Source organism: Listeria immobilis (assembly GCF_014322765.1).
GTDB classification, from domain to species: Bacteria; Bacillota; Bacilli; order Lactobacillales; family Listeriaceae; genus Listeria; species Listeria immobilis.
This window is the reverse complement of the sequence record NZ_JAASTZ010000018.1, coordinates 37,717-62,545: the sequence shown is the minus strand read 5'-3', so window position 1 is coordinate 62,545 and position 24,829 is coordinate 37,717. Positions and strand designations below refer to the sequence as shown.

Below are 24,829 nucleotides of genomic sequence, written 5' to 3'. Positions count from 1 at the left end.
AGTTTATATTGTGAGCAGCACGGAATCATCCAGAGCTTTTCGAAGAAAGCATGCCCATATGATAATGCCCCAATGGAATCTTGGTTTTCACGATTAAAAAGTGAACAGTTGAATCACTATGAACTGTATTCATTTGCGGATGTTTACCAATTAACTCATGAATATATTGATTATTACAATTTATCTCGTCCACATGCTTCCTTACAATATAAAACACCATTCCAAGCTAAGTTTTCCGCTTAACTTTCTCTAACACCTTGTCCATTTTTTCTTGACTATGTCAGTAAGCTATGATAAAGAAAATTAGAATTGAAAATTTCAAGTGTATTAATGGTAGTTTTGAGTTAGATTTAAATCAAGGAATTAATATCTTAGTAGGTAATAATGAAGCAGGAAAGTCTACTATACTAGAAGCTATTCATTTAGCGTTGAGTGGTATTTTTAGAGGTAAACCTATTAGAGGAAATCTAACTCAGTATTTGTTTAATTATGAAATTGTAAAAAAATATATTGAAAATATCAAAAATGGATTACCTACTGAGCCACCACATATTTTGATTGAACTATATCTAAATGAGGATTTTCCAATATTGGAAGGAGATAGGTTTTTAGAAAAAAATTTATCGGGAAAAGCAAGTGGCATTGGTTTAAAGATAGCATTAGATGAAAAATATAATGAGGAATATAGATCACTAATTGAGTTGGGAGAGGTAATTAGTGTACCTATAGAATACTATGATATAGATTGGTATTCATTTGCCAGAAAGCCATTAACACCAAGAAGTATGCCAATCAAATCATCATTTATTGATGTGGGATTTAGTAAATTTCAAAATGGATCTGATATTTATATATCTAGAATTGTCCAAAATATATTAGAGACAGATGAAAAAACAAAAGTTGCTCAAGCATACAGAAAAGTAAAAGAAACATTTTCGCAAGATCCAGCAATAGCTAGAATAAATTCGATGATAACTGATATATCAAAACTAAGTAATAAAAAAATAGAATTAACAGTAGATTTAGGTTCTCGTTCAACTTGGGATGGTAGTCTTATAACACAACTTGATAACATACCCTTTGATTTTATTGGTAAAGGAGAGCAAGCCATAATTAAAACTGATTTGGCATTATCTGATAAAAAAGCAGAGTCTTCTTCAGTGATACTTATTGAAGAACCAGAATGTCATATCAGTCATACACGACTTAACCAACTGCTAAACAGTATTAAGGAAAATTACAATACAAAACAAATTATCATATCTACACATAGTAGTTTTGTTTCTAACAAGTTAGGATTGGATAATTTGATATTATTAAACCAGCAAAAAACAACTAGATTTAATTCATTAGGAGCGAAAGAGTTTTTCGAAAAGATATCAGGTTACGATACTCTACGATTAATACTCTGTAAAAAAGCTATTTTAGTTGAGGGAGATTCCGATGAGCTTGTACTTCAAAGGGCATATTTGGACAATAATAATGGAAGACTCCCAATTGAAGATGGAGTGGAAATTATTGCAGTAGGTACTTCTTTTTTGAGGTTTCTAGAAATCGCACAGAATCTGGAAATACCTGTAAAGGTTGTTACTGATAATGATGGTGATAAAAGAGCCCTTGAGAAAAAATATGCAGATTATATTGGGGAAAATAAAAAAAAATATATAGAAATTTGCTATGACGAAAATGTGCATACAGGAACATTAACCTTAGGGAAAGGGGAAAATAAAAAAAAGTTTAATTATAATACTTTGGAACCCCTTATGTTAAAAGAAAACAGCGTGCAAACGTTTAATGATATCTTTGGTAAGGAATTTTCTTCAGAGGATGACTTGCATAAATATATGAAACAAAATAAGACAGAATGTGCCTTGAAAATATTTTCATCTGAAACTAATGTGAATTATCCAGAATATATCAAGAGGGCAATATTATGAAAAATGAATTTCTAGTTGCCGCTGCTGGTGCAGGAAAAACCACATTCATAGTAAAAGAGGCAATTAAGTGTAGTGATGCAGTATTGATTACCACTTTTACAGAAGAAAACGAAAAAGAAATAAAGAATAAATTTATTGAATTAAACAAAGGAATAATTCCAGCACATGTTACAATTAGGACTTGGTTTTCTTTTCTAATAGAGCATGGAGCAAAGCCCTATCAAGGGAAACTTACGAAAAAGGAAATAAATGGCTTGCTACTTGTGAATGAAAAATCTGGTATAAAATACAAAGGAGCAAAATTTCCGGTATATTTTAAAGAGACAGAGAACATTGAACGTCATTATTTTTCAAATGATTTCCAAATTTATTCTGATAAACTTGCTAAGTTTGTCATACGTTGTAATGAGAAAAGTAATGGTTTTGTATTTGAAAGAATTTCAGCTTTATTTAAACATATTTTTATTGATGAAGTACAAGATATGGCAGGATATGATTTAGAGATAATAAAACTTTTATTTAAAACCGAGACTAGGGTTAAAATAGCTGGTGATCCAAGACAAGTAACTTACCATACACATTTCTCAGATAAATATAAAAAATATTCTGATGGAAGAATACGAGATTTTATAGAAACTGAGTGCAAATCAATCCAATGTCGTATAGATGAAAAAACGCTTAATGGAAGTTGGCGTAATAATCAGTCGATTTGTGATTTTGCAAACAATTTATTTCCAGAGTACCCTAAATGTACATCTTTACAATATGAGACAACAACACATGACGGTGTGTTTCTAATAAAAGAACAGGATGTTGAAAGGTATTTGAAAGAATTTTCACCAACACAATTAAGATATTCTCGATCAAAAAAAGTTAACTTAAACTATGAAGTTAAAAATTTTGGAGAATCAAAAGGATCAACTCGGGATAGGGTATTGATTTATCCAACAAAAAAAATAACGGATTGGATATTTGAAAATAACACACTAGATAACTTTGAAATAAAATGCAAATTTTATGTAGCAATTACAAGAGCGAAGTATAGTGTTGGTATAGTATGTAAAAATAATATTGTAACAGATAAGTTACCGATCTATTAATAAACGAATTTGACTAGTTGTTTTGAAAAATCGGAAACATGGGATTTCTGTGTTGACTTTCAAATCTTGTTTAAAATACTTAACTTAAAAATAAAACATGATTAGTGGCATTTCACTAACCATGTTTTTTGGATATCGACAGCAATTACTTTTATAAGCTTGAGCGTGGTTAAAACTTCATTGCACTATTATTGCACTTTTTATGTTTTTTCTTCATTTTAAAGAGTTCTAAACTTCTTCAAAACTCTTTATTATCAACGGTATTTGTCAATACTCAACACATGGGCTATAGAGTGGGAATAATAAAAAAAGCCCCAAAACCTCAGTAACGACGAGGTTTTAGGGCTTTTTCTATGCTGAGTGATAACAGTTTTTGTTATAATATTTACTTCTATTAAACTGCAATTTATAATAGAGAAACTTAGAAAATGATTGATACAAATCAAAGAAAAATAATTCTACCACACTCAGTTATTGTTGTAGCATCACAAGGAGATATAGAAGTAACTTAATGTTTCTAAATGACACCACCCCCAAATAGCTTTATACTAAATAATATGATACAAACATCACATACAGAAAGGGAAGACAACCATGACAAAAATTCGTATTAGTAAAGAAAAAATGAATACTCATGCAACGTCTCTAGGGGATAGTGCGGAAAAGTTAGATTACTATCCTATGAAAAACGGTAATATGAGCTATACTCAATCTAATTCCATCCAACTTTTTCGGGAATCGTTGCTTGAATTACTTGAGGGAATAGAAAGTTTTGGTTCGATTGCACAGGATGATGCGATTCGAATCAAGCAAATGGGAGAAGCTTTTGCGAAACAAGATAAATCCATCAGTCAAAAGATGAATTTGGAGGTACGTTAAGTGGATGAATACACCCAAGAAGTAGAACAAGAACTACTACAAATTAAAAAGAGTTTGGAGCTGGAAGAAGATGCTCTGTTTAATGTTAAACAGAAATTGAGAAAGCTAGAAGAAGTAGAGGTAGATATTAAGCAAGCTAAACGGGAAATGAATGATATTTTTTACCATATGCAGGATGTTTGGCAAGGAGAACAAGCTAAAAACACTTTTTGGCAAATTGATGATGATGTCCGGCAATATGACCAGAAGACGGTAACCATTACTACAGAGATTCAAAATGAATTACACAAAGAGCAAAAAAAGCATCAACAAAGCATTCTTGCACTTGAAACTAAACAACAGGATTTCAAAAAGGAGATGCGTTTATGACTCGAATTGACATTGCAGAAGTAAACCATTTTTCACATGAATTGAAAATCGCCAATCAACAGGCTAAGACACAAATTACAGCTATACAAAATGCTATCACTACTTATTTGCAAGATGATTCACTTTCAGGAGATGCTATTAGCGCATCTAAAGGATATTACGCAGCGACTTATTTGCCACTATGTGCTTCTATTAAGCAAGCACTTCAAGTTAGCGAAGAATCTTTACGGAAATATATTACTGATTTTCATAGCCAAGTGGATAGTTCTCCTAGTGCGAAAATTGATGCGGAAGGTTTATATGAATTAGATCAAAAAATAAATCATTTAGAAAATAAATTGGAACAAATTCAATTAGAGTTGAGTTCGATGACAGCAGTATCTAGACAAGGTGAAATTAATACACTTCAATCACAAATTTTTGCTAACTATAAAAAAGAACAACTTTTGGAAAAATTTCTCGACTTTGAACGCGGGCATAGTACCTTTTTCCAAGAATTAAGTGACTTAGCTCAAGCAATTAATCGTGGAGTGAGTGATATTCAGTCTAATATTTCTTTTAATAGTCAAACTGGTGTGTATAAAGTGGACAAATTAAATGCTTCTAATTTTGAAGATCTTGTGGATTTATATGCCTCACAAAAAGCAATAGATGACAAAGTAAAGGCTATGGAAGATATCGGAATGTTACCTTATATTCCAGAGGGGAACCGTGCGGGATATGTTACTACTGATGGTAAACTAAACACAGAAGCTACTTTGGATTTGGTTAATCAACAGATGATTTATTGGCAAAACGAGACAGGTATGCGAGAATTATTCGGTGTTGGGGCATTTTATCGAGCAGTGTATGGACTAGATGCGGTTACTGCTGAAAGGATTAGTGGAGGACAAAGATTAGTAGATGGTTCAACTGTATTTTTACAGTATGCTGGAGCTTTTGGGGTAAGTGCTTTTTATGCAGAGTTTGGGCAAGTAAGAAAACTAGATTATTTACCGACATCAGGTGTAAAGTTAAAAACGAGTCCTTGGGAGACTACGACGGTTTTAGGTACTTATGTCTCAGATACTAGGAATGTGTTAACCGAATTAGGGAATGTAAAGTCATTAGATTTTGGCATGAAGAAAAATAGATTTAATCTTTTAAATGCACCAGATGATTTATATATAAATCCTAATCAATTTTGGGATGAGTTTAATCAGCCATTTTTGGATAAAGCAATCCAACGTGGTGATGATATATCAATGGCGACCAAACCATCTATAGAAAATTTATACGTGGTTGGGACTAAACGATTCACAGGGTTTGGTAGAGAGTATGATTATTTGGTGAAACATGGATATGAATATGACTCAACCACTAGCTCTATGAAGTTAAAAAAATGAGGAGATAAAACAATGAAAATTGATGAAACTTCAAAAGGTATAATTCTTAATAAATGCCAATTCTTACTTGATTTTGGGTATACATTAACAGAACTCAAGAATGATTCCATAACATTTTCTAATAAAAAAATTGATTTTATTATTGGTTATGAGAGATATGATGAAATAAGCACTCTTTATATAAGGTTTTGGCAAGAGAATGAGTTATTTAATATTGGATGGATTGCCTTTGTAAGAGGTGAAAAAAGTGAAAAAGGTCAGAGTAAATTAGATAATATCACCCATTTGCTGGATTATATTGAAAAAAATTATGCTAAAATCACAAACTTTCAATTTTGCCAAGAAAGTCGAAAAATGATAGAGGACTTTATGAATGAAGAATAGAGTTGTTTATTGTCAAAATCTGTATACTAAAAACCAACAATAAAAATGCCTACTTCCGAATTCCAAAAAATTGTTGTGGAATGGAAAGCTGAGAGAGAAAAACTTTTAGATAAGATAAATAACGAGGACTTGTAATTGATACGAAAAGTGTCAAGGCTATGAACTAAAATAACGTTGGTGAAATTAATGGATTTTAAACACGCAGTACAAAATTGTTTTGCAGATATAATTCAAGAGTATCAATTTAGCGTAATTAAAGTAAACGAAGACGAGATAATGTTATTGCACCCTAATTACGCTCTGACTATTTGGAAAAGTAGAGAAGGAATTGATATATATTACTTATTTATTAATCGATTAGAGAAAGTGAAGATTACCAATTTTTTATTCTCAAGTTATGAAAAAAGCTTATTAGCTAATATTGTTCCAGCCAATAGTCTAGCAGATAAAATTTCTAATGGCTTGCTTATCCATTCAAGAGGACTTAGAAAATATTTTCCGAAATTGTTAGCGGGAAAAACTGATTGGATTGAAGCATTTGAAAATACCAATTTTTATAATGAACCTAGAGAAATTAGTATAGATGAACAGGAAGCTTATCAAAGAAGGAGTTAAAATGGAGTATGAAACTGATTTCACAAACCAATTCAAACAATTAATGGATGACTATCAATTGAATTATAAAGTTTTATCTGATGAAGAAATAGCGCTTATTGGTCCAACATTCGCTCTAGTTTTTTTAATGCATTTTGATGAGGTTTCTTTAAATTATGTATGTCGGGATATGGATGGTTTGCTTATTTGTTATGATGTGTGGTCCTATTTTTTACATGTTTTTGACGATAAAGATAGAGAAGAGTTGCCAGAATACAACTCTGCGAAAGAACGAATTGATGTATCATTTCTTATCCTTTCGAGAGGTCTTCCACGGCATTGGAGTTTCATGCTCAATGGAGACTGTCAGTGGTTAGAAGACTATAAAACATATGAATTAGCTAGTTTACCAAAGAAAGTATCTGGAAATTTGAGGGATTCTTTAAATTCATATATTTGACTAACAAGTATTACGAGGGAAATATGGAAATTGATGAACATGCACAGGAAGTAATTATTAAAAGTTTCCAATTCCACTATTTCGTAGCCGAAAAAGTAAGAAGTACTCGGTTCAATTTAAGTTAAATGCGATAGAGTTGTACTTTACGACAGAGTTATCCTATCAAGAAGTAGCCAATATTCTCAAAATGAGCAATCCATCTTTGATTGCGAATTGCCTTAAAATTCACGTACGCTTGGTATAGATGGACTCTCTAAACAGAAAGGACGTCCACCTAGAATGACTAAGAAGAAAAGAAACGAAATCCAGTCATTACCAAGTGAATCATCCCAAGTAGAGAAACTAGAAAAAGAAAATAGAATGTTAAAAATTGAGAATGCCTATTTAAAAGAATTGAGGAGGCTGCGTCTAGAGGATGAACAAAAAATGAACGAATCGCACGAATTATTCACAACCTCCGAGGACATTTTCGATTAAAAGATATTCTAGAAACCCTAAGGTTTCCAAAGGCCACTTACATGTACTGGCAAAAACGCCTCGATAGAAACACTTCAACACAAAGCATGGAAGAAGAAATTCAAGCGATTCGTAAGGAACATCAACATTATGGCTGAGGAAGACTTCTATTCCATTTACTTCTTGTCACTCATCAAACCTTATGATTACCTTCCCCTCTGGATGTCCGTTTGCGACTAGCTCTAAGGCTTGATTGATGTCCTCTAACTGAAATTTTATTGGATTAACAGCTGGGATAATCTGATTTTTTTCGACAATCTTAGATACTTGTTCCAATTGTTTTCCATCTGCCCGAACAAAAATAAAATGATACTCGATATTTTTTTCTTTTGCTTTTTTATCATACTTGGAGCCAGCTAAACCAAATAAAAATTGCTTCCATTTTGGTAGTCCTTGGCTTATTGCAAAATTTTTATTAGGGCCTGTTATAAGACTTAATAAACGACCACCTGATTTGATAATTGCTAATTCTCGTTCAAATTCGGATGCACCTAATGTATCAATCACAAAATCGACTGGTTCTAGTACTTCCCAATAATTTTCTGTTTTATAGTCGATAAAGCGATCTGCACCAACTGCTAAAGTTCGTTCTTTAGCGGTAATGTTTCCTGATACAATAACATTTAATCCCATTGATTTTGCAATAGGGATGGCCATTTGACCAAAACTACCTGATCCTCCTGCAATAAATACGGTCTGACCTGCTTTAGCGTTTAATTTTTCGTGCAGACCTTGATAAGCTGTTAGACCTGTCAAAGGAACTGCTGCGCCTGTAACAAAATCTAAATGGCTAGGCAAAAACCATATGGCAGTTGCATCAACAGCGACATATTCTGCAAAAGCACCAATATGTTCTATCGGTAGTCTAGTGTAGACAGCATCTCCAACTTTAAAGCCTTGTACATTGTCGCCAACTTTCTCAATTATACCCGTTAATTCATTCCCAAGAGTGAAAGGCATAGAATAATTTTGGATTAGTTTTACTGAACCAGTTATGTTCAGAATTTCTAGCGGATTAACAGCAGCCGCTTTCACTTTTATTAATACTTGGGTATCCAAAATAGGGGGGATCGGTATTTCTGTAATATTCGCATGTAGTTCTTTTGAATATTTGCTGATTTGTGCTGCTTTCATTTTTGACTCACCATTCTTTCATTTTATTGGACTGTTTGTAAAAATAGATAATTTACATACATTTATTAGAACATTCATTCTAATATTGCTAAAAAATAAAAACTACATCGTAAATATTGGGAAAATAGCATCTCTTAAAGTGAATTCATTTTTCTCATTTACAATGCCTACCGTATAATTACTTTCATAAAGTGCGACTAAGTAGGAAGCAACTTCTTGGGGCGTTCGTATTGGATAATTATTAGCAGATAAATCAGTAGCATTTGAATCATTGGCTTGTTGAATAAATGCAGTAGCTGTAAGGGCAGGTGCTAAGACTTTGGCTTGTAGTTGTGCATTTTTCAGCTCGGCAGCAAGTCCTTCCGTTAGAACACTGATAAAAAACTTGGAAGCAGAATATCCAACATTTCCCAAAGCGATTACATAGCCCATTGCGGAAGAAACATTAATTAGTTGTGTGCCTTGTGTTTGGGCATAATCTTTAGCGTATAGAGTTGATAATATAGTTGTTGCTGATATATTTACATCAATCATTTGTTCCAATTGTTTTAAATCACTATTTACTAATGTTTCTGAACTACCAACACCAGCATTGTTAATCCATGTTTCAACTTCATACTGTTGCAATGAATCATATAGTGAATATACTTGCTCTTTATCTGATAAATCACTTGTTTTTATGATGATATCCAAATTAGCATATTGTTTTTGAATCTTTTTTTGTAATGCAATTAACTGTTCTTTTCGTCTTGCAATAAGGATTAGATTTTTTTCTTTTTCAGCAAAAGCTAATGCAGTTTCATAGCCTATACCTGAACTTGCGCCAGTAATAACTGTGTACTTTTTACTCATATCTTTACCTACTTTCTATTTAATTATTGACAAGGTTGTTTTTACAATGGTGGGTAACTTTGTTTGGTCATTGGTAGTTTTCGCTAGTACTCTTATGCCAACCCAAGCATTATGCAAATAACTTGCTAGCTCTTGTAAATTTTTATTTTTTGAAATTTCTCCTTTTATCATAGCTTCCACTAATAGCTGATAAAGATACATTTCACTTTTATCAAATAGTTCTTGTATTTTCTTTTTTATGGGTTCATCTAACAAAGATAATTCTGCTGCTGAATTTACAATTAAACAACCTTTAGGGCTTTCATTATTTACTGAAGATACACTCAAAAATAATGTTTCAAGTTTTTCTTTTATGGTCATATCTTGTTTTACTTGTTGATTAATTATTTGATTAAGTCGAAATTCATAACAATCAAGTGATTTTAAGAATAGCTCATGTTTATCTCCAAAAGTGTCATAAATACTACGACGATGGATTCCCATATGATCAACCAGATCCTGCATAGATGTTTTCTCATAGCCTTTTTCCCAAAAAATGTGCATTGCTTTATTTAAAACAACTTGTTCATCAAACTGCTTCACTCTTCCCAATGATAATTCATCCTTTCTAAAATATTAGAACGTTCATTCTTATATTATCAAAATATTAGTTATAAGTAAATAGTAACTTTTAATTCTGTCCCGAATGTCTTATTATTTTCAAGTAAAATAACTATGCTTTTCAATTATTTGTTATGTAGCCAGATTTTTCTTTTACTTATGTCATAATATTAAAGCCTTTTGGAAAGTTGGAATGTAAAAAAATTCAACTGTTTCATTTATTTCCAAATACTATTTTTGTTTAACAATTTTTCTTGTAAATGATATAGTAAAAAAGATGATACACAATTATTCAAATGACAAAAGTTTAAAAGGAAACGCAATCAAAACATCCTATTCGTGATTTCTGCTGCTTAGTAGATTCTTCACTAAATGCGTGAATCTATTACAAGAAACAATAAAAAAGCGAACTAAATTTATATTTTATCATTGTACGTTTAGCAATTTGGAGGCTGATTATGGATCAATTTGAAATAGATAATATGTTTGAAGATAAGGTATTTGTGAATTTTATCTGTGGTGAAGACACTCAATGGTTTTTGGGGTGTTATTATGAGTAATATGATAGCGTTATTAGAACAATCATGGGCAAAGGGGCACCTACCTATCATGCAAGGTATTGTAAAAAAAGATGGATTATATTATGAGATTAAGTATGAAGAAAATCAGATGAAAACAGCCAATCCCATTCCATTTTCATTTGATTTCACAGGGGATGACTTCAGTGAAATTGATAGTTTCTTTAAGACCACTATTAATAATTACACCCTTTATTGTGGGGAGGGAAGTTGGGGCGGTGATGGCTTTATTTATATAGAAGATACTAAAACGAAGCAATTGTTATGGTGTTTATTTGATGACCGCATTAATCCTATAATGAAATGCACCATATCAAAAGATAAACTGATTGCTGAAAATAATAATTCAATTCAATATATATTTGATTTTCAAAATCCGGAAAAACTTTAACTTGCTTTTAAAAGTTGTTTTGTGTGGTATGGTTGAGCGGTTAATTCAACGGATATTATTTATATTTGGAGGTAGTTAAAATGACTGACTTACAAGGCTTTCATAATAAAGTAATGAATTTTATGGTTAAATTAAGAAATGAAAATGTGTTTGATGATAGTCTGTATGATGAGATTTTTGGAACCCTTGAAATTTTTGTTGAAGAATGGAAAACACAAGATAGCATTCCAAAAGAGACATTTATAATTTGCCTCTACTTAACTGATTTTTTAGCAGGTGGTAGCCGTTTTTTATCAGATGAAGATAACGAAAAGCTTGAAAATGCTTGTAATGCAGTACATGAACTTTTCACAACCCTGGAGGATTAGATTATAAACATTATCTAATTATGGAGTTGTTATATATAATAAAAAATCGGTGTTTCTCATTAAACTAGATATGTTCACAAAATTTAAATATTTTTGAGCGGTTTTATGAATTACCAGTATATGAATTGTTAGCGTAATATGGAATAATAAAAACAAAGCAATTACTTTTATTTAATGGAAAAAGTTAAACCAAAAACTCTACTAACAAAGAACAATAATCCTACAAAAAAATACCCAAGGAGGTAAGGAAATATGATTCCATCTTATTTAAAAGATGTAGCTAGAAAAGTAACTATCGATGATTATTTGCATTTGGAAATTACAACTAAGGATGTAGACGAATATTTTGAAATTTTTTATTGCGGAACGATTTGGAAAAGTGGGGATGATCAATTAATTACAGCAGAAGATATGAAGGTTCCCCTTAAAATCGTTGCTAAAAGTACACATACAAATAAAGAAATAGTACTTTTTGATGGCGCTTTTTATGGATATGATAATATGTTTTGTGATGTTTATGACCAAAAGGCAATTGATAATCGGGAATTAATACAGTATCCTCTGAATAACATTGTTAAAATTAATTTTTTAGTTGGGATAGGTATAGATTATGAAAGTGAAAAAGAAAATTACGACTTTGATGAAGATGGTAATGTGTTATTAATTGATGGTCGATATATTTCTTGGGAAGACACCAAAGCTGATGGATTTGACTTCCTAGAAATAACTGCAATAGATGAAAATGGTCAGTCTTATTCAATTATGAGTGAAGAACTTGCTTAAAGCTTATTAGCATTTTTTAAGTTGATGTGTGTGACAAGCAGGTTCGTGAAGCCATTCTTGCTTGAATATTATTTTTAATTGTCATTTTCATTAGTGTTATATGTGGAAGATTACAGTATATTGCTAGTGATTAAATAAGTATCAGAGTAAAAATAGTGGTGACAGTTGATAAAACGGATTTAAATATAGCGAATATGGAGGGAAATATGACTTATGAAGAGCTTTTAGATGAAGAGTTTGGTGCAAGTGAGTTAATTCATTATGAGAATCAAAATAAGGAATATCGAGGTATGTTATTAAAAACTATCCCAAAAAACCAAATAATTCGGACGCGATTAGCAAAGAAAACAGCCAAGAAAGCAGGATACTTTGTTGCTTTTTGGGAGAAAAACAACGAAAATACTAATGTTGCTTATGATAAGAAGAATCCGGCAGATTTTTTATGTATTGTTGTTACGGAGAATCACTTACAAGGCGTATTTGTCTTTCCGAAGCATGTCTTGGTGGAGAAAGGTATTTTGAGAAGTGCGGGGGCTAAAGGGAAGATGGCAGCTAGATTTTATCCTACTTGGTGTCGAGATTTAAATAAAACTGCTCAGAAAACACAAGATTGGCAGTTAGCATTTTTTAAAGATTATACTACGGAGGAGAGTTAACCACTGTTTTTAATGAATAGGACTAACTCCTTCATAAGAGAAATTATTTTGGTTGGAAGTATCCAAATAGTATAGCAACTAAATATTGTATTTTCAATAAAAACCGTATTTGATAATGATTATCATTATCAAATACGGTTTTTTGTGATATAATAAACAAAGATTTATTAGAAGGGGTATGCAAAAACATGGGAAAAACAATAAAGAAAACGGCTAATAGAGCCAAAAAAACAAGTTATATGAAAAAGCAATATCCATATATGATTGGGGGAAACAATAATGATTGATAAACGTCTCTTCCAATTGGTTGAAAAAAAGCCATTAATTTTGCTAATTCTTTTCCGTACTATCCATTTAGGGCTAATGATTACTTTGTGGTTCATTTTTGCTCAACAATTAACGAATTATTTAGATGGACAAAGGATCGATATATATTATTTAGTTGGCACGGTTGCGCTCGTTTTAATGGGCAAATCAGTGCTTACAAAATTAATGGAAAAGCAAACATACAAAGCTTCAGCGGAATTACGTTTGTCAATGCGACGGGCGGTTATGGCAAAAGCATTTCGATTAGGGAATAACGAGGGGCAATTAAAAGCGTCCACTTTAACACAGCTTGCGGTGGATGGGATTGAACAGCTCGAAATTTATTATGCGCGTTTTTTACCGCAGTTGTTTTATTGTTTGATTGCTTCATTGATGATTTTTTTGAGTTTAGTTGGTTTTGCTTGGGTGTCGGCAGTGGTGCTTCTTATTTGTATGCCGATGATTCCGGTAGTGATTATGGCTGTGATGAAAATTGCGAAGAGGATTTTGAGTGGTTATTGGTCTGATTATACGAACTTAGGGAGTAAATTTCATGAAAACTTAAGCGGTTTTAGTATTTTAAAAGCGTATGATCAAGATAAATATAAACAACGAGAGGTTGCAACAGATGCGGAACGTTTTCGTAAAGCGACGATGAGTTTATTGTCAATGCAGCTAAATTCGATTACGATTATGGATATTATTTCGTATAGCGGGGCAGCTCTTGGGATTGGCATAGCTTTAATTGGGTTTAAAGGTGGAACTATTACTACAACGGGAATGTTGATGTTTCTATTATTAAGTGCGGAGTTTTTTATTCCGATGCGCCAATTAGGCTCACTTTTTCATGTGGCGATGAATGGGATTAGTGCTTGTAGCAGATTGTTTAGTTATTTGGAATTACCAGAGCAAGTTTATGGGAAGGATGAGCTTGATACAGCTTTAGAAAAAATTAATGTTCATGATTTGTCTTATACATATAACAAGGAAAAAACTGCTGCGCTCCAAGGGATATCAGCTAGTTTTCAGCAAGGGACTTTTTCTGCGTTAGTTGGGAAATCAGGCTCTGGGAAAAGTACTTTTGCTCGGGTATTATTGCATCAATTGTCTGGATATCAAGGGGAGCTTGTTTGGAATGGTGTGCCACTTACGGATTTAAATGAGGAGGCGATTCGAAAGCAAGGGGTATTAGTCGATAATCATGGCTATCTCTATGCTGATAGTATTCGCGCTAATTTATTAATCGGTAACCAACTAGCGAGCGAGGCGGATTTGTGGCGTGTGTTGGAGCAAGTTTGTTTAGCAGATTTTGTTAGAAATTTGCCTGAGCAATTGGCAGAAACTTTGCAAGAGAATGGGAGTAACTTATCTGGTGGTCAGCGGCAACGACTTTTACTTGCGCGGGCGATGCTACGAGAAGCGGAATTGTATGTTTTTGATGAAATTACTTCTGGGGTGGATTTAGAAAGTGAAAAAATCATTTTGGAGGTTCTGCAAGATTTGGCACGGGAAAAAATGGTACTCTTTATTTCACACCGGTTATACAATGTTTTAGATGCGGACCAAGTGTTGGTGTTTGAAGCCGGGAAATTGGTAGAAGTAGGCGCTCCTGAACAGTTACAACGAGAATCTATTTACTTTAAGAATTACTTTTTAGAAGAAGTAAAGTTACTGAAAGGGGGCGCTTAATTTGACAGAATGGATGATTGTTCGTTGGTTGTTAAGTTTTGTGAAACCTTTGAAGATGCGGATGTTTTTGGCGATTTTACTAGGGATTATTAGTAATTTATCGGTAATTGCGATTTCTTTAATTGGAGCATATGGAATTTTGGCGGTTGTTTTAGGACAAGCTCTGAGTCCGCAAAAGTGGCTTATCGTAATGGTGGGCTGTGGAATAATTCGTGGGCTGGCGAGGTACGCGGAACAGTATTTAAATCACGATATTGCTTTTCGATTATTAGCGATTATTCGGGAACGAATTTTTGCGACACTTAGAAAACTTGGGCCTGCACGCTTATCTGGTAAAAAAAGTGGTGACTTAATTACGGCAATTACAACCGATGTGGAAGCTTTGGAAGTGTTTTTTGCACATACTATTTCACCAGTTTTCATTGCGCTTGGAACGACGATAGTGACAGTGGTCTATTTAGGGACTTATGATGTCGGTTTGGCGTTAATACTTTTCATTGGTCAAGTTTTAGTTGGTATCGTTTTACCAGTAATTAGTTATAACCGAAACAAGCAGATTGGAGCGGATTATCAAACGGAATTTATTGGATTAAATCAAGCTGTGATGGAAAATGTTGCTAGTTTGCAAGATGTTTTTCAATTTAAATTAGGAGAACAGCGCTTAGCTATGTTAAATGAGAGCGGGCAAAAGTTGAATAGGCAGTATCAAAAGAAATTAAAACAGGGAACTCAGCTACAAATTTTGAGTGAATGGGTTTTGATTGGAACTGCGGCTTTGGTTTTAGGGTTAGGAAGCTTCTGGCAATTATCAGTGGAAACTGTTTTAATTGGGACAGTGTTAAGTTTAAGTTCTTTTGGGTCGGTGTTAGCGTTAAATGGTTTAGGAACGGCTTTGTTAACTACTTTTGCTAGTGGGAAACGGTTGAATGCTTTAACGGAAGAAAAAACAACGGTTGTTTTTGACGGTCAGCTAGAATTAACGGATTTTGAAAAAGCAGAACTTGATAAAGTAAGTTTTAGCTATGACGGCAACCAGTCAATTTTGAGTGAGGTGTCGCTTGATTTGCCAAATGGAAAATGGTTAGGAATTGGTGGAGAAAGTGGTAGTGGAAAAAGTACGTTGATGAAAATTCTGATGCGATATTTTGATCCAGAGGGGCAAGTTAGCTTAAATGGGAAAAAGCTTCCAAATCTTAAAGAATCATCGCTGCATCAACTTGAAGGCGTGATGGAGCAAAGTACATTTTTATTTGAAGATACACTTGGTAATAATATTCGGTTAGGGAAAAAGGATGCGACTTTGGAAGACGTAAAAGAAGCCGCGAGAAAAGCCGCTTTAGACGAGTGGATTGAAACTTTACCAGAGGGATATGATACGAAAGTTGGCGGTCAAGCACGGAATTTATCTGATGGGGAATGCCAACGAATTGGCCTAGCACGACTATTTCTTCATGATGCGCCGCTTTTACTGCTCGATGAACCAACGAGTAATTTGGATTATGTGAATGAGCAGGCGATTCTTACAACTTTACGCTCAGAGGTTAAGGATAAAACGGTTTTGGTAATTTCCCACCGTGAAACAACGCTGGATTTAGCGGAAGAGCGGATTTATTTGGAGAAAGGGAAGTTGAATAGGATTATAAAATAAATTTAATAGAAACAGCCTGTCTACAGAAATGTTTACAGGCTGTTTTTGGCTATCACAATTCTACTTTCTCGGAGCTTTCGAAAAATTCTATCGTATCAAGTTCAGCTTGGAAAAATTCTTTTGTGTAAGTTTGATCGTGGTGTGTATAAAAAGCAGTTTGATCTTCCCAGATTTCCCAAAGAGCAAACCGACCTGTTGTTTTTTCTAATGGAACGACTTTAAACATGATACATCCAGTTTCTGCTATAGTTTGCTCTCTTAATTTTGCCAAGTGTTCCACAAGTTGCTCGTAAGGCACTTTTCCAGTTGTTTGAATAACCGCAGTACAATATAAATAATGATCAGTTCTCATTTCTTCTCCTCCTTTTAATATGTTAAGCTTAAAGTATGGAGTACACTCGGGTAGCAAGGAGGAATTCAATGTTTATTAAAGAATTTTCGAATAAAACGGGACTATCCATTGATACACTTCGATATTATGAGGAAGAAAAATTATTAATGCCCGCACGAAATGAAAAAAATTACCGAATATACAGTGAGGAAGATTTTTGTTGGGTGCAGTTATTGCTCAAAATGAAACAAACAGGTATGACACTAAGAAATATGAAAGAGTTTGCGAGATTGCAAAAGCTTGGAGATACTTCATTGTCAGATAGGATGAAGATGCTAGACACGCATTTGGAAGCTCTTTATGAACAGCAAGCAAATCTTGCTGAGACTATTTCTTTTGTAGGGAATAAAATAGACACATACAAAAAAAGGTTGTGAAATACAGATGAAAATGAAAAAATTAAAGTTAAAAATCACGGTTGATAGGCCAATTGGTTACAAAGATAAATTTGGTAATACATACCCAATAAATTACGGTTTTGTAAGCGGGATTATCGGCGGGGATGACGAAGAGCAGGATGTTTATATTATTTCTAGTAAAGTGGATGAGCCATTGACAACTTTTACAGGGGAACTCATTGCAACTATCACTAGAAAAGATGATGTCGAGGAAAAATGGATAGCGACTTCTCCAGGGGAACAACTTTCCTTAGAAGAAATGACAAAAAAAGTTTATTTTATTGAACAATATTTTGATTCGGAAATAGAACTGATTGATTAAGAAAAGGAGTTTTCAAGATGAAAAAATATAAAGTAACTGACAACGATACCTATGTTTTAATTGAAAATGAAAATGGAGAGACTCTAGGCCTTGCGAAAGACAGCACAGTGGAAATTTTAGAAATAGATGGTTTTGCATTTAAAGATTTAAATAAAAATGGACGGCTAGATCCTTATGAAGATTGGCGTTTACCGATGGAGGAACGAATTGCGGATTTAGTTTCACAATTACCGCTGGAAGAGATTGCGGGATTAATGCTTTATAGTGGGCATCAAAGTGTGGCAACAACGGGGCGATTTGCGGAGATGTTTGCGGGGACTTATGATGACTTACCTTTAAAGGAAAATAAGCAGGCAAAAATTTCGGATATTACCGATCAGCAAAAGGCATTTTTAAAAGAGGATAGATTGCGCCATGTGTTATTAACAGCAGTGGAAAACACCGAAGCTGCGGTGACTTGGAATAACCAAATGCAAGCTTTTGTGGAAAACTTGGATTTTGGGATTCCGATTAATATGAGTAGCGATCCACGCCATACGAGTGAAGCGAATACAGAATTTAATGCAGGTTCTGGTGGCGATATTTCCAAATGGCCTGAACCGCTTGGACTTGCTGCCACTTTCGATCCAGAAGTAGTAAAACAATTTGGTGAGATTGCTTCATTAGAATATCGCGCGTTAGGGATTACAACGGCATTATCCCCACAAGTCGATATTGCGACGGAACCACGTTGGATGCGGTTTAACGGAACTTTTGGTGAAGATAGCAAGCTGAGTGCGGATATGGCAAAAGCTTATTGTGAAGGCTTCCAAAATAGTGAAGCAGGCTTTGGAAGTGATAGTGTTAATGCGATGGTGAAACATTGGCCCGGTGGCGGTAGTGGGGAAGCTGGTCGAGATGCGCATTATGCTTACGGAAAATATGCCGTGTACCCGGGGGATAATTTTGAAGCGCATTTAAAACCATTTACAGAAGGCGCTTTTAAACTAGATAAAACGGGATACGCAAGCGCCATTATGCCCTATTATACAATTTCCTACAATCAAACTCCCAGTAATGTTGGCAATGGCTTTAATCGTTATTTAGTCCAAGATTTACTACGTGATAAATATAAGTATGATGGGGTTGTTTGTACTGATTGGAATATTACGCACGACAATCACAGTATGAGTCAATTTATTTCTGGGAAAAGTTGGGGTGTGGAAGATAAATCAGTGGAAGAACGGCATTATCAATCGATTTTAGCAGGTGTCGATCAGTTTGGTGGAAACAATGATTTAAAACCAGTACTTGCTGCCTATGAAATGGGTAAAGCGCAATTTGGTGAAGACGTGATGCGCAGCCGCTTCGAACAAAGTGCTCACCGCTTATTACGCAACATTTTCCAAACAGGCTTATTCGAAAACCCTTACTTATCGCTAGCAAAATCCAAAGAAATATGTGGAAATCCTACTTATATGGAAGCTGGATTTGAGGCACAGAAAAAATCAGTGGTACTTCTTAAAAATAAAAAACAAGTCTTACCACTGGCGAAAAAGTTAAAAGTATATATTCCGGAGCGAACTCGTCCAGAAACGTTTGATTGGTTTGGTAAAAAGATTGCTGCAACAAAACAGTTTCCAGTAGATAAACAAATAGTAGCTAAATTTTATCAATTAGTAGAAGACCCAAAGGAAGCTGATTTTGCGCTTGTCTTTATCGAATCACCACAGTCTGTTGCCTATACGGAACAAGATGGCTACTTGCCAATTTCTTTACAATATCGGCCGTATACTGCTAAACTTGCTCGTGAAATCAGTATTGCTGGTGGAGATCCGCTTGAGGAGTCAACTAATCGTTCTTATAAAAACAAAACGAATAAAACGACAAACGAATCTGATTTAGATGCCATTTTAACAACGAAAAAAATAATGGGAGATAAACCAGTAATTGTTTGTTTAGATAGTGCCAATCCGACAGTTGTCGCTGAGTTCGAAACAGCAGTTGATGGCTTGTTAGTTCATTTTTCCGCCACCACGCAAGCATTGCTAACGATTCTTTGCGGCGAAACAGAACCAAGTGGCTTATTACCATTCCAAATGCCAGCAAGTATGGATGTCGTTGAAACACAAAAAGAAGATGTTGCTCATGATATGACGCCTTACACAGATGAACTTGGTAATCGCTATGATTTTGCATACGGACAAGATTTCTCTGGTGTGATAGAGGATGAACGTGTCAGCAAATATAAAAAAATTTAGAACGGAGGGGAAGACTAGCATGGAAATCCTATTACAAAAACCAACTACCGCAGATTTTCCCTTTATTGAATGGTTATGGGGAGATCCTGCAACCACACAAATTCTTGGTGGTCCATTTCCTTTTCCAAAAGAAACTAGAATGGACTGGTTACAATCAAAATCATTAAAAACAAATGCCTATTTTATTATAAAATGGAATAAGCAATCTGTCGGTGAAGTAAGTTTTCGAGATTTGAAAGATGGTGTTGCGCATTTAAATATCAAAGTTGGCGCAAAATATCGTGGTCATTCTATCGCCAAAATAGCTTTACAACAGTTTTTAGCTTATTTTGTGAATGACTGTGGTGGTAGAGTTATGTTGGATGAAGTGCGGAAAGAGAATGTGGCGGCTATTCAATTTCTAACAAAAATGGGCTTTGAAAAGAAATCTGAAATGAAGCATACTATTTTATTTCGAAAGGATTTAGTTTGAAATTTTAAAAAAGAATAACAACGTAAGGAAGATAGCGTTGTTGGAGTTGTCACACTATCCTAGTCCCTTGATGAAAAGTAAGTTTCCAAGCGCCGTTTTCAAGTACCCATAAATTACTTCTCATTGTATAAGTATTTTCCACGGTATCTTTTAGTTTATAGTAGCTAAGCACTTTTGTTGGATCCATTATTTTTATAGCGTAGTCGATTATTTCTAGCGGATTGGTACTTAAAGAGGTTAGTGATTTATAATACGCATAGTCTGTTATTTGACCGCTTTGTGTTATCTCTATATAAGACTCGCTTAAAATAGCGATAATTTCTTCCATAGACTGCCGGTTGTCCGTGGATAAATGAATTTCGTCTAACTTTTGAAAATTTTCCTTTGTTAATTCCATTTATACCCATCCTTTCGATAAAAAACGAGGCTAACTTCGATTAAGTTAGCCTCGTTTGGTTTATTTTAAGCTATCGCGGTTTTCAATAATTGCATTGACGATGCCGTAATCTTTTGCTTCATTCACGGATAACCAGAAGTTTCTATCAGTATCGTTGGAAATTTGCTCGTATGTTTGACCAGTTGCTTCGGCGATTAAGCGATTAATTCGTTCACGCATCCGGATGATTTCTTTTGCTTCGATTTCAATTTCGGTACTTTGACCTTGTACACCGCCAGCTGGTTGGTGAATCATATAACGTGTATTTGGTAAGCTAAAGCGATTTTCTTTTTCTGCTGCCAAGTAAATGGTAATTCCGGCGCTTGCAACCCAGCCAGTTCCAACTATTTTGACAGTTGGCTTAATAAATTTAATCATATCATGAATGGTATCGCCAGCTTCCACGTGCCCACCTTGGCTATTAATGAAAACGGTAATTGGCTCGTCACTAATAGATTCTAATAGTAGAAGTTGTTTAGAAACATCTTCTGCTAGCTCTTGATTAATTTCACCGTAGATTAATACAGTTCGCGTATCAATTAATTTTTGAGTAAGGATGTTTGTAATATTTTCATTGTTTTTATTTTCTGCCATGAAAAAGTCCTCCTTTAAAAGCCTTGTATTAGTTGCATTACAAGTATCTTAGCATAATGGTCGAAAATGGTCAAACAATTCGAATAGCATGATTTGCTAAAAAAAGAAAACGCGATGATCCGCGCTTTCTCTAAAAATTATTGGAAAACAAGTTGCCAAGTAACCCCATATTTATCTGTTACCCAAGCGACTTTTCGAAGCTGTTCGACTTCTTCAGGTCCCATCATCACAGTTCCTTCTTTAGAAAGTTTGTTAAAAAGGTCATCGAATTCACTTTCTGTTTCAGCAAAGTAGATCGTTGAGGCAGACCAGCTAAAATCTGGTGAAGCATTATCTGTCATGTCCATTACCATAAAAGCAGCATTTTTAATTTCAAAAGTACCATTCAATACTTTGCCAATTTCTCCTCCTTGTTCTGGTTTGGTAAAATAGGTGAGGGCGACTTGTTTAATATCGGGAAACGTTGCTAGATAAAAATTCATTGCTTCTTCGGCATTTCCATTAAAAGTCAGGAAAGTCGAAACGGGCTTTGCATGATTAAACATTTGTTCTACCTCCTTTTGATTTATTTCTAATATACCCGATTTTAAAGTAGATTATGTGTTAAAATGAAGAAAAATATACGGAGGATTATTGATGAAGTATCCGATTATGTTAGATTTGACTGAGAAAAAAGTAGTGATTATCGGTGGCGGGAAGGTGGCACTTCGTAAGGCTAAGGGATTAGTGGGGACTGCTGCGGATGTCTTAGTTGTTGGTATAACTGTATTGCCAGAAATTAAAACATTGGATGTACATTTTTTAGAAGAAGCCTATCGTAAAGAACATCTGGAAGGCGCATTTCTGGTTTTTATTTGTACAGATAATCTCGAAGTAAATCAAGCAGTTATGCAAGATGCTTCTGCTAATCAGCTGGTAAATGATACGACAAACCAAGCCAATTCTACCTTTTTTAATATGGCGACAGTAACGAAAAAGGAATTAGTTATTGGGATTTCAACAGATGGAGGAAATCCAAGTTATGCTAAAAAAGTAAAAAATGAAATAGAAGATCTAGTTGATAACTTTGATACAAAAGAAATTGCTAAACGAGTTAAAAAGAATTAGAAAAAAGCTAAAAATTCCTGAAAGTAGGTATTTTTAGCTTTTTTCATTATAAAGGAATGGAGTTAAATATATCATTTTGTTCTACTATATTGCTGTCTTTCCACCTGCAAAATTTTACTATAGATTTTGGAATGTAAACGCTCTATCATGGAAGTATACTGAAAAACTATTAAGAGGGTGTTGAACCAATGTCCATTTTAGAAAAAATTAAAGATGCTGGTGTTGTTGGTTGTGGTGGAGCGGGGTTTCCAACACATGCCAAATTTAGCGGAGAAGTAGAATATTTAATCATTAATGCGGCTGAATGTGAGCCGTTACTAAAAACAGATCATTTTGTTATGAGAAACCATGCAGTTGAAACAGTTAAAGCTATTGAAATGGTTAAAAGCCAAGTAGGTGCAGAATTTGCAGTTATTGCAACAAAGCGTTATTACACTGAAGAAATCGCAGCACTACGCATGGCGATTCAAGAACTTAATTCCAGTGTGACTATTCATGAGATGGATAATGTGTATCCAACCGGTGATGAACAAGTAATGGTTTTTGAAGTAACCGGACGAGTTGTACCTCCAAGCGGAATTCCATTAATGGTAGGTTGTATTGTTTCGAATGTATCAACTATGTGGAATGTTTTCCATGCGATTGATGACGGTGCTCCTGTGATTCGAAAGCAATTAACGGTTACTGGGGCAGTAGGCGAACCAAAGCTGTTAGATGTACCAGTTGGAACTCCTTTTGAAGTATGTTTAGCTGCTGCTGGTGGTACAAACTTATCAGAGTATCTTTTTCTAGATGGCGGACCAATGATGGGAAAATTAAACAATCAATCCACTATCTCTGAAAAAGTAGTGACAAAAACAACTTCTGGTCTGATTGTTGCAGAAGATACGGGTTATTTGCATAAACTGCATTATCAAACGGTAGAGCAAATTTTTAATGAAACTAAATCAGCATGTATCCAGTGCACACTTTGTACAGATTTATGTCCACGTAAACAGCTTGGACACGATATTCACCCCCATAAAGTGATGCGTCATTTTGCAGTTGCAGAAGATATTTCCGCGATTAAAGATGATCCTATTTGGGAAGAAGCAATGATTTGTTGTGAATGTGGTATTTGTGAAGTAATTGCTTGTCCAATGGGGCTTTCCCCGCGTCAAGTAAATATTCATGTAAAAAAAGAACTTTTAAAACAAGGAATTCGTTATCAAACGGACAAAAAAGAGTTTACCCCAGATCCAATGCGAGAATATAAATCCATTGCTCCAAAAAATATTTTAATAAAAATGGGCTTGCAGCAATATGCCGATGTTCATTTAGAAAAAATGCATTATTTAGATGTGGAGGAAGTATTTATCCCAACAAAAATGCATATAGGTGCGCCGTCAATTCCAGTAGTGAGCGAAGGAGACCTGGTGAAAAAAGGAGACTTAATTGCTAAAATTCCTGATACTGCTTTAGGGGCGAATATTCATGCCAGCATTGATGGTCAAATCATAAGTATTACAGAAGACAAAGTTCATATTAAGAAGGTGATGTCATGAAAATGGATACATTAGGATTTTTAGAACTAAATAGTATTTCAAAAGGCATTGAAGCAGTTGATGCTATGCTTAAAGCAGCAAATTCAGAGTTGATTTATGCCAAAGCCAGCTGTCCAGGGAAGTATTATATACTAATTGCTGGAACCGTCGACTCGGTAGCACAATCTATTGAAGCCGGAACGCAACTAGGTGCAGCAAATATTGTTGGAAACTTAGTGATTCCACGAGTATCAGATCAAGTAATTAAGGCTATCAACAAAACGGAGGTTCCTGATGAAATGAATGCAGTAGGTGTGATGGAATATTATTCTTGTTCTGGATCTATTATTGCCGCAGATGCAGCAGTAAAGGCAGCGGATGTCCAGCTAATGGATATTCGTTTAGCGACAGGTATTGCTGGAAAGTCATTTGTAGTACTTACTGGTGATACAGCAGCATGTGAAGCAGCAGTAGAAGCAGGCATTTCAGCTGCAAAGGAAGAGGCACTGTTAATTAATAAAGTAGTTATTCCACGTCCTCGCAAAGAAGTTTTTGAGAGCTTAATTTATTAAAAAAGATAACACTATATTGTCATGGACTTTTAAAAAAAGGTGCGCACTGACTGAGGTTGCGTGCCTTTTGTAGAATCTGACAAAATAGTGGTGTTTTAATATGTTAGGATTATTTTGAGAGAGTTTGTCTAGATAAGGAGTGAGA

Annotated in this window: 29 protein-coding genes and 2 pseudogenes; 24 read left to right on the top strand and 7 right to left on the bottom strand. The window is 34.4% G+C overall.

Features of this window, described 5'->3' with window-relative positions; genetic code table 11:
• From HCJ50_RS13065 to HCJ50_RS13020, 11 genes and pseudogenes are all read left to right on the top strand, one after another.
• Positions 1 to 243, top strand: a 243-nt coding sequence (locus tag HCJ50_RS13065; protein ID WP_185395657.1) for an integrase core domain-containing protein, incomplete at its 5' end; no start/stop codon positions are given.
• 47 nt (positions 244 to 290) lie between these two features.
• Positions 291 to 1,937 carry an ATP-dependent nuclease gene (locus HCJ50_RS13060; protein WP_185349455.1) on the top strand — a complete coding sequence of 549 codons (1,647 nt, stop codon included), beginning with the start codon at positions 291 to 293 and terminating at the stop codon, positions 1,935 to 1,937.
• Complete coding sequence (locus HCJ50_RS13055; RefSeq protein WP_185349457.1) at positions 1,934 to 3,037, top strand: UvrD-helicase domain-containing protein; 1,104 nt, start codon at positions 1,934 to 1,936, stop codon at positions 3,035 to 3,037. Before HCJ50_RS13060 ends, HCJ50_RS13055 begins: the two co-directional genes overlap by 4 nt.
• A 594-nt stretch (positions 3,038 to 3,631) precedes the next feature.
• Positions 3,632 to 3,916, top strand: coding sequence for a DUF3130 family protein (locus HCJ50_RS13050; RefSeq protein ID WP_185349459.1), 285 nt, complete (start codon positions 3,632 to 3,634; stop codon positions 3,914 to 3,916).
• Positions 3,917 to 4,285 (top strand): hypothetical protein, encoded by a 369-nt coding sequence (locus HCJ50_RS13045; RefSeq protein ID WP_185349461.1) that lies wholly within the window; start codon positions 3,917 to 3,919, stop codon positions 4,283 to 4,285. It abuts the gene before it with no gap.
• A pseudogene (locus HCJ50_RS15875) lies at positions 4,282 to 4,845 on the top strand (T7SS effector LXG polymorphic toxin); the annotation flags it as partial. The gene HCJ50_RS13045 and the pseudogene HCJ50_RS15875, both read left to right, overlap by 4 nt.
• Positions 4,846 to 5,286: 441 nt before the next feature.
• Positions 5,287 to 5,670 (top strand): annotated as a pseudogene (locus HCJ50_RS15870) (T7SS effector LXG polymorphic toxin); the annotation flags it as partial.
• A gap of 12 nt (positions 5,671 to 5,682) precedes the next feature.
• Complete coding sequence (locus HCJ50_RS13035; RefSeq protein WP_185349465.1) at positions 5,683 to 6,054, top strand: hypothetical protein; 372 nt, start codon at positions 5,683 to 5,685, stop codon at positions 6,052 to 6,054.
• A 186-nt stretch (positions 6,055 to 6,240) separates the two neighbouring features.
• The gene (locus HCJ50_RS13030; RefSeq protein ID WP_185349467.1) at positions 6,241 to 6,669 is read left to right on the top strand and encodes a hypothetical protein; all 429 of its coding nucleotides are present in this window, start codon (positions 6,241 to 6,243) and stop codon (positions 6,667 to 6,669) included.
• A gap of 1 nt (position 6,670) precedes the next feature.
• Positions 6,671 to 7,108, top strand: coding sequence for a hypothetical protein (locus HCJ50_RS13025; RefSeq protein WP_185349469.1), 438 nt, complete (start codon positions 6,671 to 6,673; stop codon positions 7,106 to 7,108).
• Positions 7,109 to 7,387: 279 nt separating this feature from the next.
• Positions 7,388 to 7,585: a hypothetical protein gene (locus HCJ50_RS13020; protein WP_185349471.1), complete on the top strand. Its 198-nt coding sequence runs from the start codon at positions 7,388 to 7,390 to the stop codon at positions 7,583 to 7,585.
• A 165-nt stretch (positions 7,586 to 7,750) separates the two neighbouring features.
• Here HCJ50_RS13020 and HCJ50_RS13015 read toward each other — a convergent pair whose 3' ends face one another.
• The 3 genes from HCJ50_RS13015 to HCJ50_RS13005 all read right to left on the bottom strand — a co-directional run bounded on the left by HCJ50_RS13015 (position 7,751) and on the right by HCJ50_RS13005 (position 10,192).
• Entirely contained in the window at positions 7,751 to 8,758 is a 1,008-nt protein-coding gene (locus tag HCJ50_RS13015; protein WP_185349473.1) for an NADP-dependent oxidoreductase, read from the bottom strand.
• Positions 8,759 to 8,860: 102 nt separating this feature from the next.
• Positions 8,861 to 9,610 carry an SDR family NAD(P)-dependent oxidoreductase gene (locus tag HCJ50_RS13010; protein WP_185349475.1) on the bottom strand — a complete coding sequence of 250 codons (750 nt, stop codon included), beginning with the start codon at positions 9,608 to 9,610 and terminating at the stop codon, positions 8,861 to 8,863.
• Between the two features lie 15 nt (positions 9,611 to 9,625).
• Complete coding sequence (locus tag HCJ50_RS13005; protein ID WP_311769592.1) at positions 9,626 to 10,192, bottom strand: TetR/AcrR family transcriptional regulator; 567 nt, start codon at positions 10,190 to 10,192, stop codon at positions 9,626 to 9,628.
• 570 nt (positions 10,193 to 10,762) lie between these two features.
• Here HCJ50_RS13005 and HCJ50_RS13000 point away from each other — a divergent pair.
• The 6 genes from HCJ50_RS13000 (at position 10,763) to HCJ50_RS12975 (ending at position 16,629) form a co-directional block, all read left to right on the top strand.
• Positions 10,763 to 11,179: a hypothetical protein gene (locus HCJ50_RS13000; protein ID WP_185349479.1), complete on the top strand. Its 417-nt coding sequence runs from the start codon at positions 10,763 to 10,765 to the stop codon at positions 11,177 to 11,179.
• 80 nt (positions 11,180 to 11,259) lie between these two features.
• Positions 11,260 to 11,547 (top strand): hypothetical protein, encoded by a 288-nt coding sequence (locus tag HCJ50_RS12995; protein ID WP_185349481.1) that lies wholly within the window; start codon positions 11,260 to 11,262, stop codon positions 11,545 to 11,547.
• Between the two features lie 252 nt (positions 11,548 to 11,799).
• Positions 11,800 to 12,330, top strand: coding sequence for a hypothetical protein (locus HCJ50_RS12990; RefSeq protein ID WP_185395658.1), 531 nt, complete (start codon positions 11,800 to 11,802; stop codon positions 12,328 to 12,330).
• Positions 12,331 to 12,536: 206 nt separating this feature from the next.
• Positions 12,537 to 12,986, top strand: coding sequence for a MepB family protein (locus HCJ50_RS12985; protein WP_185347489.1), 450 nt, complete (start codon positions 12,537 to 12,539; stop codon positions 12,984 to 12,986).
• 279 nt (positions 12,987 to 13,265) lie between these two features.
• Positions 13,266 to 14,981 carry an ABC transporter ATP-binding protein/permease gene (locus HCJ50_RS12980; RefSeq protein WP_185347491.1) on the top strand — a complete coding sequence of 572 codons (1,716 nt, stop codon included), beginning with the start codon at positions 13,266 to 13,268 and terminating at the stop codon, positions 14,979 to 14,981.
• Position 14,982: 1 nt separating this feature from the next.
• The gene (locus HCJ50_RS12975; protein ID WP_185347493.1) at positions 14,983 to 16,629 is read left to right on the top strand and encodes an amino acid ABC transporter ATP-binding/permease protein; all 1,647 of its coding nucleotides are present in this window, start codon (positions 14,983 to 14,985) and stop codon (positions 16,627 to 16,629) included.
• Between the two features lie 52 nt (positions 16,630 to 16,681).
• On the opposite strand, the gene HCJ50_RS12970 is transcribed toward HCJ50_RS12975, so the two are convergent.
• Complete coding sequence (locus HCJ50_RS12970; RefSeq protein WP_111142798.1) at positions 16,682 to 16,981, bottom strand: putative quinol monooxygenase; 300 nt, start codon at positions 16,979 to 16,981, stop codon at positions 16,682 to 16,684.
• Positions 16,982 to 17,049: 68 nt separating this feature from the next.
• Here HCJ50_RS12970 and HCJ50_RS12965 point away from each other — a divergent pair, with 68 nt between their 5' ends.
• From HCJ50_RS12965 to HCJ50_RS12950, 4 genes are read left to right on the top strand one after another with little or no spacing between them, the layout of a single operon-like run.
• Complete coding sequence (locus tag HCJ50_RS12965; protein ID WP_185347495.1) at positions 17,050 to 17,397, top strand: MerR family transcriptional regulator; 348 nt, start codon at positions 17,050 to 17,052, stop codon at positions 17,395 to 17,397.
• A 7-nt stretch (positions 17,398 to 17,404) separates the two neighbouring features.
• Positions 17,405 to 17,740, top strand: a complete 336-nt coding sequence (locus tag HCJ50_RS12960) for an inorganic pyrophosphatase (protein ID WP_185347497.1) — start codon at positions 17,405 to 17,407, stop codon at positions 17,738 to 17,740.
• A 17-nt stretch (positions 17,741 to 17,757) separates the two neighbouring features.
• Positions 17,758 to 19,980 (top strand): glycoside hydrolase family 3 protein, encoded by a 2,223-nt coding sequence (locus tag HCJ50_RS12955; protein ID WP_185347499.1) that lies wholly within the window; start codon positions 17,758 to 17,760, stop codon positions 19,978 to 19,980.
• A gap of 19 nt (positions 19,981 to 19,999) precedes the next feature.
• A complete protein-coding gene (locus HCJ50_RS12950; protein WP_185347501.1) occupies positions 20,000 to 20,452 on the top strand; it encodes a GNAT family N-acetyltransferase in 453 nt (150 codons plus the stop codon).
• 49 nt (positions 20,453 to 20,501) lie between these two features.
• Here the strand turns inward: HCJ50_RS12950 and HCJ50_RS12945 are convergent, their stop codons facing one another.
• The 3 genes from HCJ50_RS12945 to HCJ50_RS12935 all read right to left on the bottom strand — a co-directional run bounded on the left by HCJ50_RS12945 (position 20,502) and on the right by HCJ50_RS12935 (position 22,027).
• Positions 20,502 to 20,849, bottom strand: coding sequence for a nuclear transport factor 2 family protein (locus tag HCJ50_RS12945; protein ID WP_185347502.1), 348 nt, complete (start codon positions 20,847 to 20,849; stop codon positions 20,502 to 20,504).
• Between the two features lie 60 nt (positions 20,850 to 20,909).
• Positions 20,910 to 21,482, bottom strand: coding sequence for an ATP-dependent Clp protease proteolytic subunit (locus HCJ50_RS12940; RefSeq protein WP_185347504.1), 573 nt, complete (start codon positions 21,480 to 21,482; stop codon positions 20,910 to 20,912).
• A 137-nt stretch (positions 21,483 to 21,619) separates the two neighbouring features.
• On the bottom strand, positions 21,620 to 22,027 hold the full coding sequence (locus tag HCJ50_RS12935; RefSeq protein WP_185347506.1) for a VOC family protein: 408 nt from the start codon (positions 22,025 to 22,027) through the stop codon (positions 21,620 to 21,622).
• Between the two features lie 91 nt (positions 22,028 to 22,118).
• Here HCJ50_RS12935 and HCJ50_RS12930 point away from each other — a divergent pair, with 91 nt between their 5' ends.
• The 3 genes from HCJ50_RS12930 (at position 22,119) to HCJ50_RS12920 (ending at position 24,684) form a co-directional block, all read left to right on the top strand.
• The gene (locus tag HCJ50_RS12930; protein WP_185347508.1) at positions 22,119 to 22,589 is read left to right on the top strand and encodes a precorrin-2 dehydrogenase/sirohydrochlorin ferrochelatase family protein; all 471 of its coding nucleotides are present in this window, start codon (positions 22,119 to 22,121) and stop codon (positions 22,587 to 22,589) included.
• 188 nt (positions 22,590 to 22,777) lie between these two features.
• Entirely contained in the window at positions 22,778 to 24,133 is a 1,356-nt protein-coding gene (locus tag HCJ50_RS12925) for a 4Fe-4S dicluster domain-containing protein (protein WP_185347510.1), read from the top strand.
• Positions 24,130 to 24,684 (top strand): BMC domain-containing protein, encoded by a 555-nt coding sequence (locus HCJ50_RS12920; RefSeq protein WP_185347512.1) that lies wholly within the window; start codon positions 24,130 to 24,132, stop codon positions 24,682 to 24,684. Before HCJ50_RS12925 ends, HCJ50_RS12920 begins: the two co-directional genes overlap by 4 nt.
• Positions 24,685 to 24,829 lie beyond the last annotated feature (145 nt).

Bases quoted from the DNA above. Each gene is read 5' to 3' on its own strand.
- HCJ50_RS13060 (WP_185349455.1), top strand. From the start codon at position 291: ATGATAAAGAAAATTAGAATTGAAAATTTCAAGTGTATTAATGGTAGT.
- HCJ50_RS13055 (WP_185349457.1), top strand. From the start codon at position 1,934: ATGAAAAATGAATTTCTAGTTGCCGCTGCTGGTGCAGGAAAAACCACA.
- HCJ50_RS13050 (WP_185349459.1), top strand. From the start codon at position 3,632: ATGACAAAAATTCGTATTAGTAAAGAAAAAATGAATACTCATGCAACG.
- HCJ50_RS13035 (WP_185349465.1), top strand. From the start codon at position 5,683: ATGAAAATTGATGAAACTTCAAAAGGTATAATTCTTAATAAATGCCAA.
- HCJ50_RS13030 (WP_185349467.1), top strand. From the start codon at position 6,241: ATGGATTTTAAACACGCAGTACAAAATTGTTTTGCAGATATAATTCAA.
- HCJ50_RS13025 (WP_185349469.1), top strand. From the start codon at position 6,671: ATGGAGTATGAAACTGATTTCACAAACCAATTCAAACAATTAATGGAT.
- HCJ50_RS13020 (WP_185349471.1), top strand. From the start codon at position 7,388: ATGACTAAGAAGAAAAGAAACGAAATCCAGTCATTACCAAGTGAATCA.
- HCJ50_RS13015 (WP_185349473.1), bottom strand. From the start codon at position 8,758: ATGAAAGCAGCACAAATCAGCAAATATTCAAAAGAACTACATGCGAAT.
- HCJ50_RS13010 (WP_185349475.1), bottom strand. From the start codon at position 9,610: ATGAGTAAAAAGTACACAGTTATTACTGGCGCAAGTTCAGGTATAGGC.
- HCJ50_RS13000 (WP_185349479.1), top strand. From the start codon at position 10,763: ATGAGTAATATGATAGCGTTATTAGAACAATCATGGGCAAAGGGGCAC.
- HCJ50_RS12995 (WP_185349481.1), top strand. From the start codon at position 11,260: ATGACTGACTTACAAGGCTTTCATAATAAAGTAATGAATTTTATGGTT.
- HCJ50_RS12990 (WP_185395658.1), top strand. From the start codon at position 11,800: ATGATTCCATCTTATTTAAAAGATGTAGCTAGAAAAGTAACTATCGAT.
- HCJ50_RS12985 (WP_185347489.1), top strand. From the start codon at position 12,537: ATGACTTATGAAGAGCTTTTAGATGAAGAGTTTGGTGCAAGTGAGTTA.
- HCJ50_RS12980 (WP_185347491.1), top strand. From the start codon at position 13,266: ATGATTGATAAACGTCTCTTCCAATTGGTTGAAAAAAAGCCATTAATT.
- HCJ50_RS12970 (WP_111142798.1), bottom strand. From the start codon at position 16,981: ATGAGAACTGATCATTATTTATATTGTACTGCGGTTATTCAAACAACT.
- HCJ50_RS12965 (WP_185347495.1), top strand. From the start codon at position 17,050: ATGTTTATTAAAGAATTTTCGAATAAAACGGGACTATCCATTGATACA.
- HCJ50_RS12960 (WP_185347497.1), top strand. From the start codon at position 17,405: ATGAAAATGAAAAAATTAAAGTTAAAAATCACGGTTGATAGGCCAATT.
- HCJ50_RS12955 (WP_185347499.1), top strand. From the start codon at position 17,758: ATGAAAAAATATAAAGTAACTGACAACGATACCTATGTTTTAATTGAA.
- HCJ50_RS12950 (WP_185347501.1), top strand. From the start codon at position 20,000: ATGGAAATCCTATTACAAAAACCAACTACCGCAGATTTTCCCTTTATT.
- HCJ50_RS12945 (WP_185347502.1), bottom strand. From the start codon at position 20,849: ATGGAATTAACAAAGGAAAATTTTCAAAAGTTAGACGAAATTCATTTA.
- HCJ50_RS12940 (WP_185347504.1), bottom strand. From the start codon at position 21,482: ATGGCAGAAAATAAAAACAATGAAAATATTACAAACATCCTTACTCAA.
- HCJ50_RS12935 (WP_185347506.1), bottom strand. From the start codon at position 22,027: ATGTTTAATCATGCAAAGCCCGTTTCGACTTTCCTGACTTTTAATGGA.
- HCJ50_RS12930 (WP_185347508.1), top strand. From the start codon at position 22,119: ATGAAGTATCCGATTATGTTAGATTTGACTGAGAAAAAAGTAGTGATT.
- HCJ50_RS12925 (WP_185347510.1), top strand. From the start codon at position 22,778: ATGTCCATTTTAGAAAAAATTAAAGATGCTGGTGTTGTTGGTTGTGGT.
- HCJ50_RS12920 (WP_185347512.1), top strand. From the start codon at position 24,130: ATGAAAATGGATACATTAGGATTTTTAGAACTAAATAGTATTTCAAAA.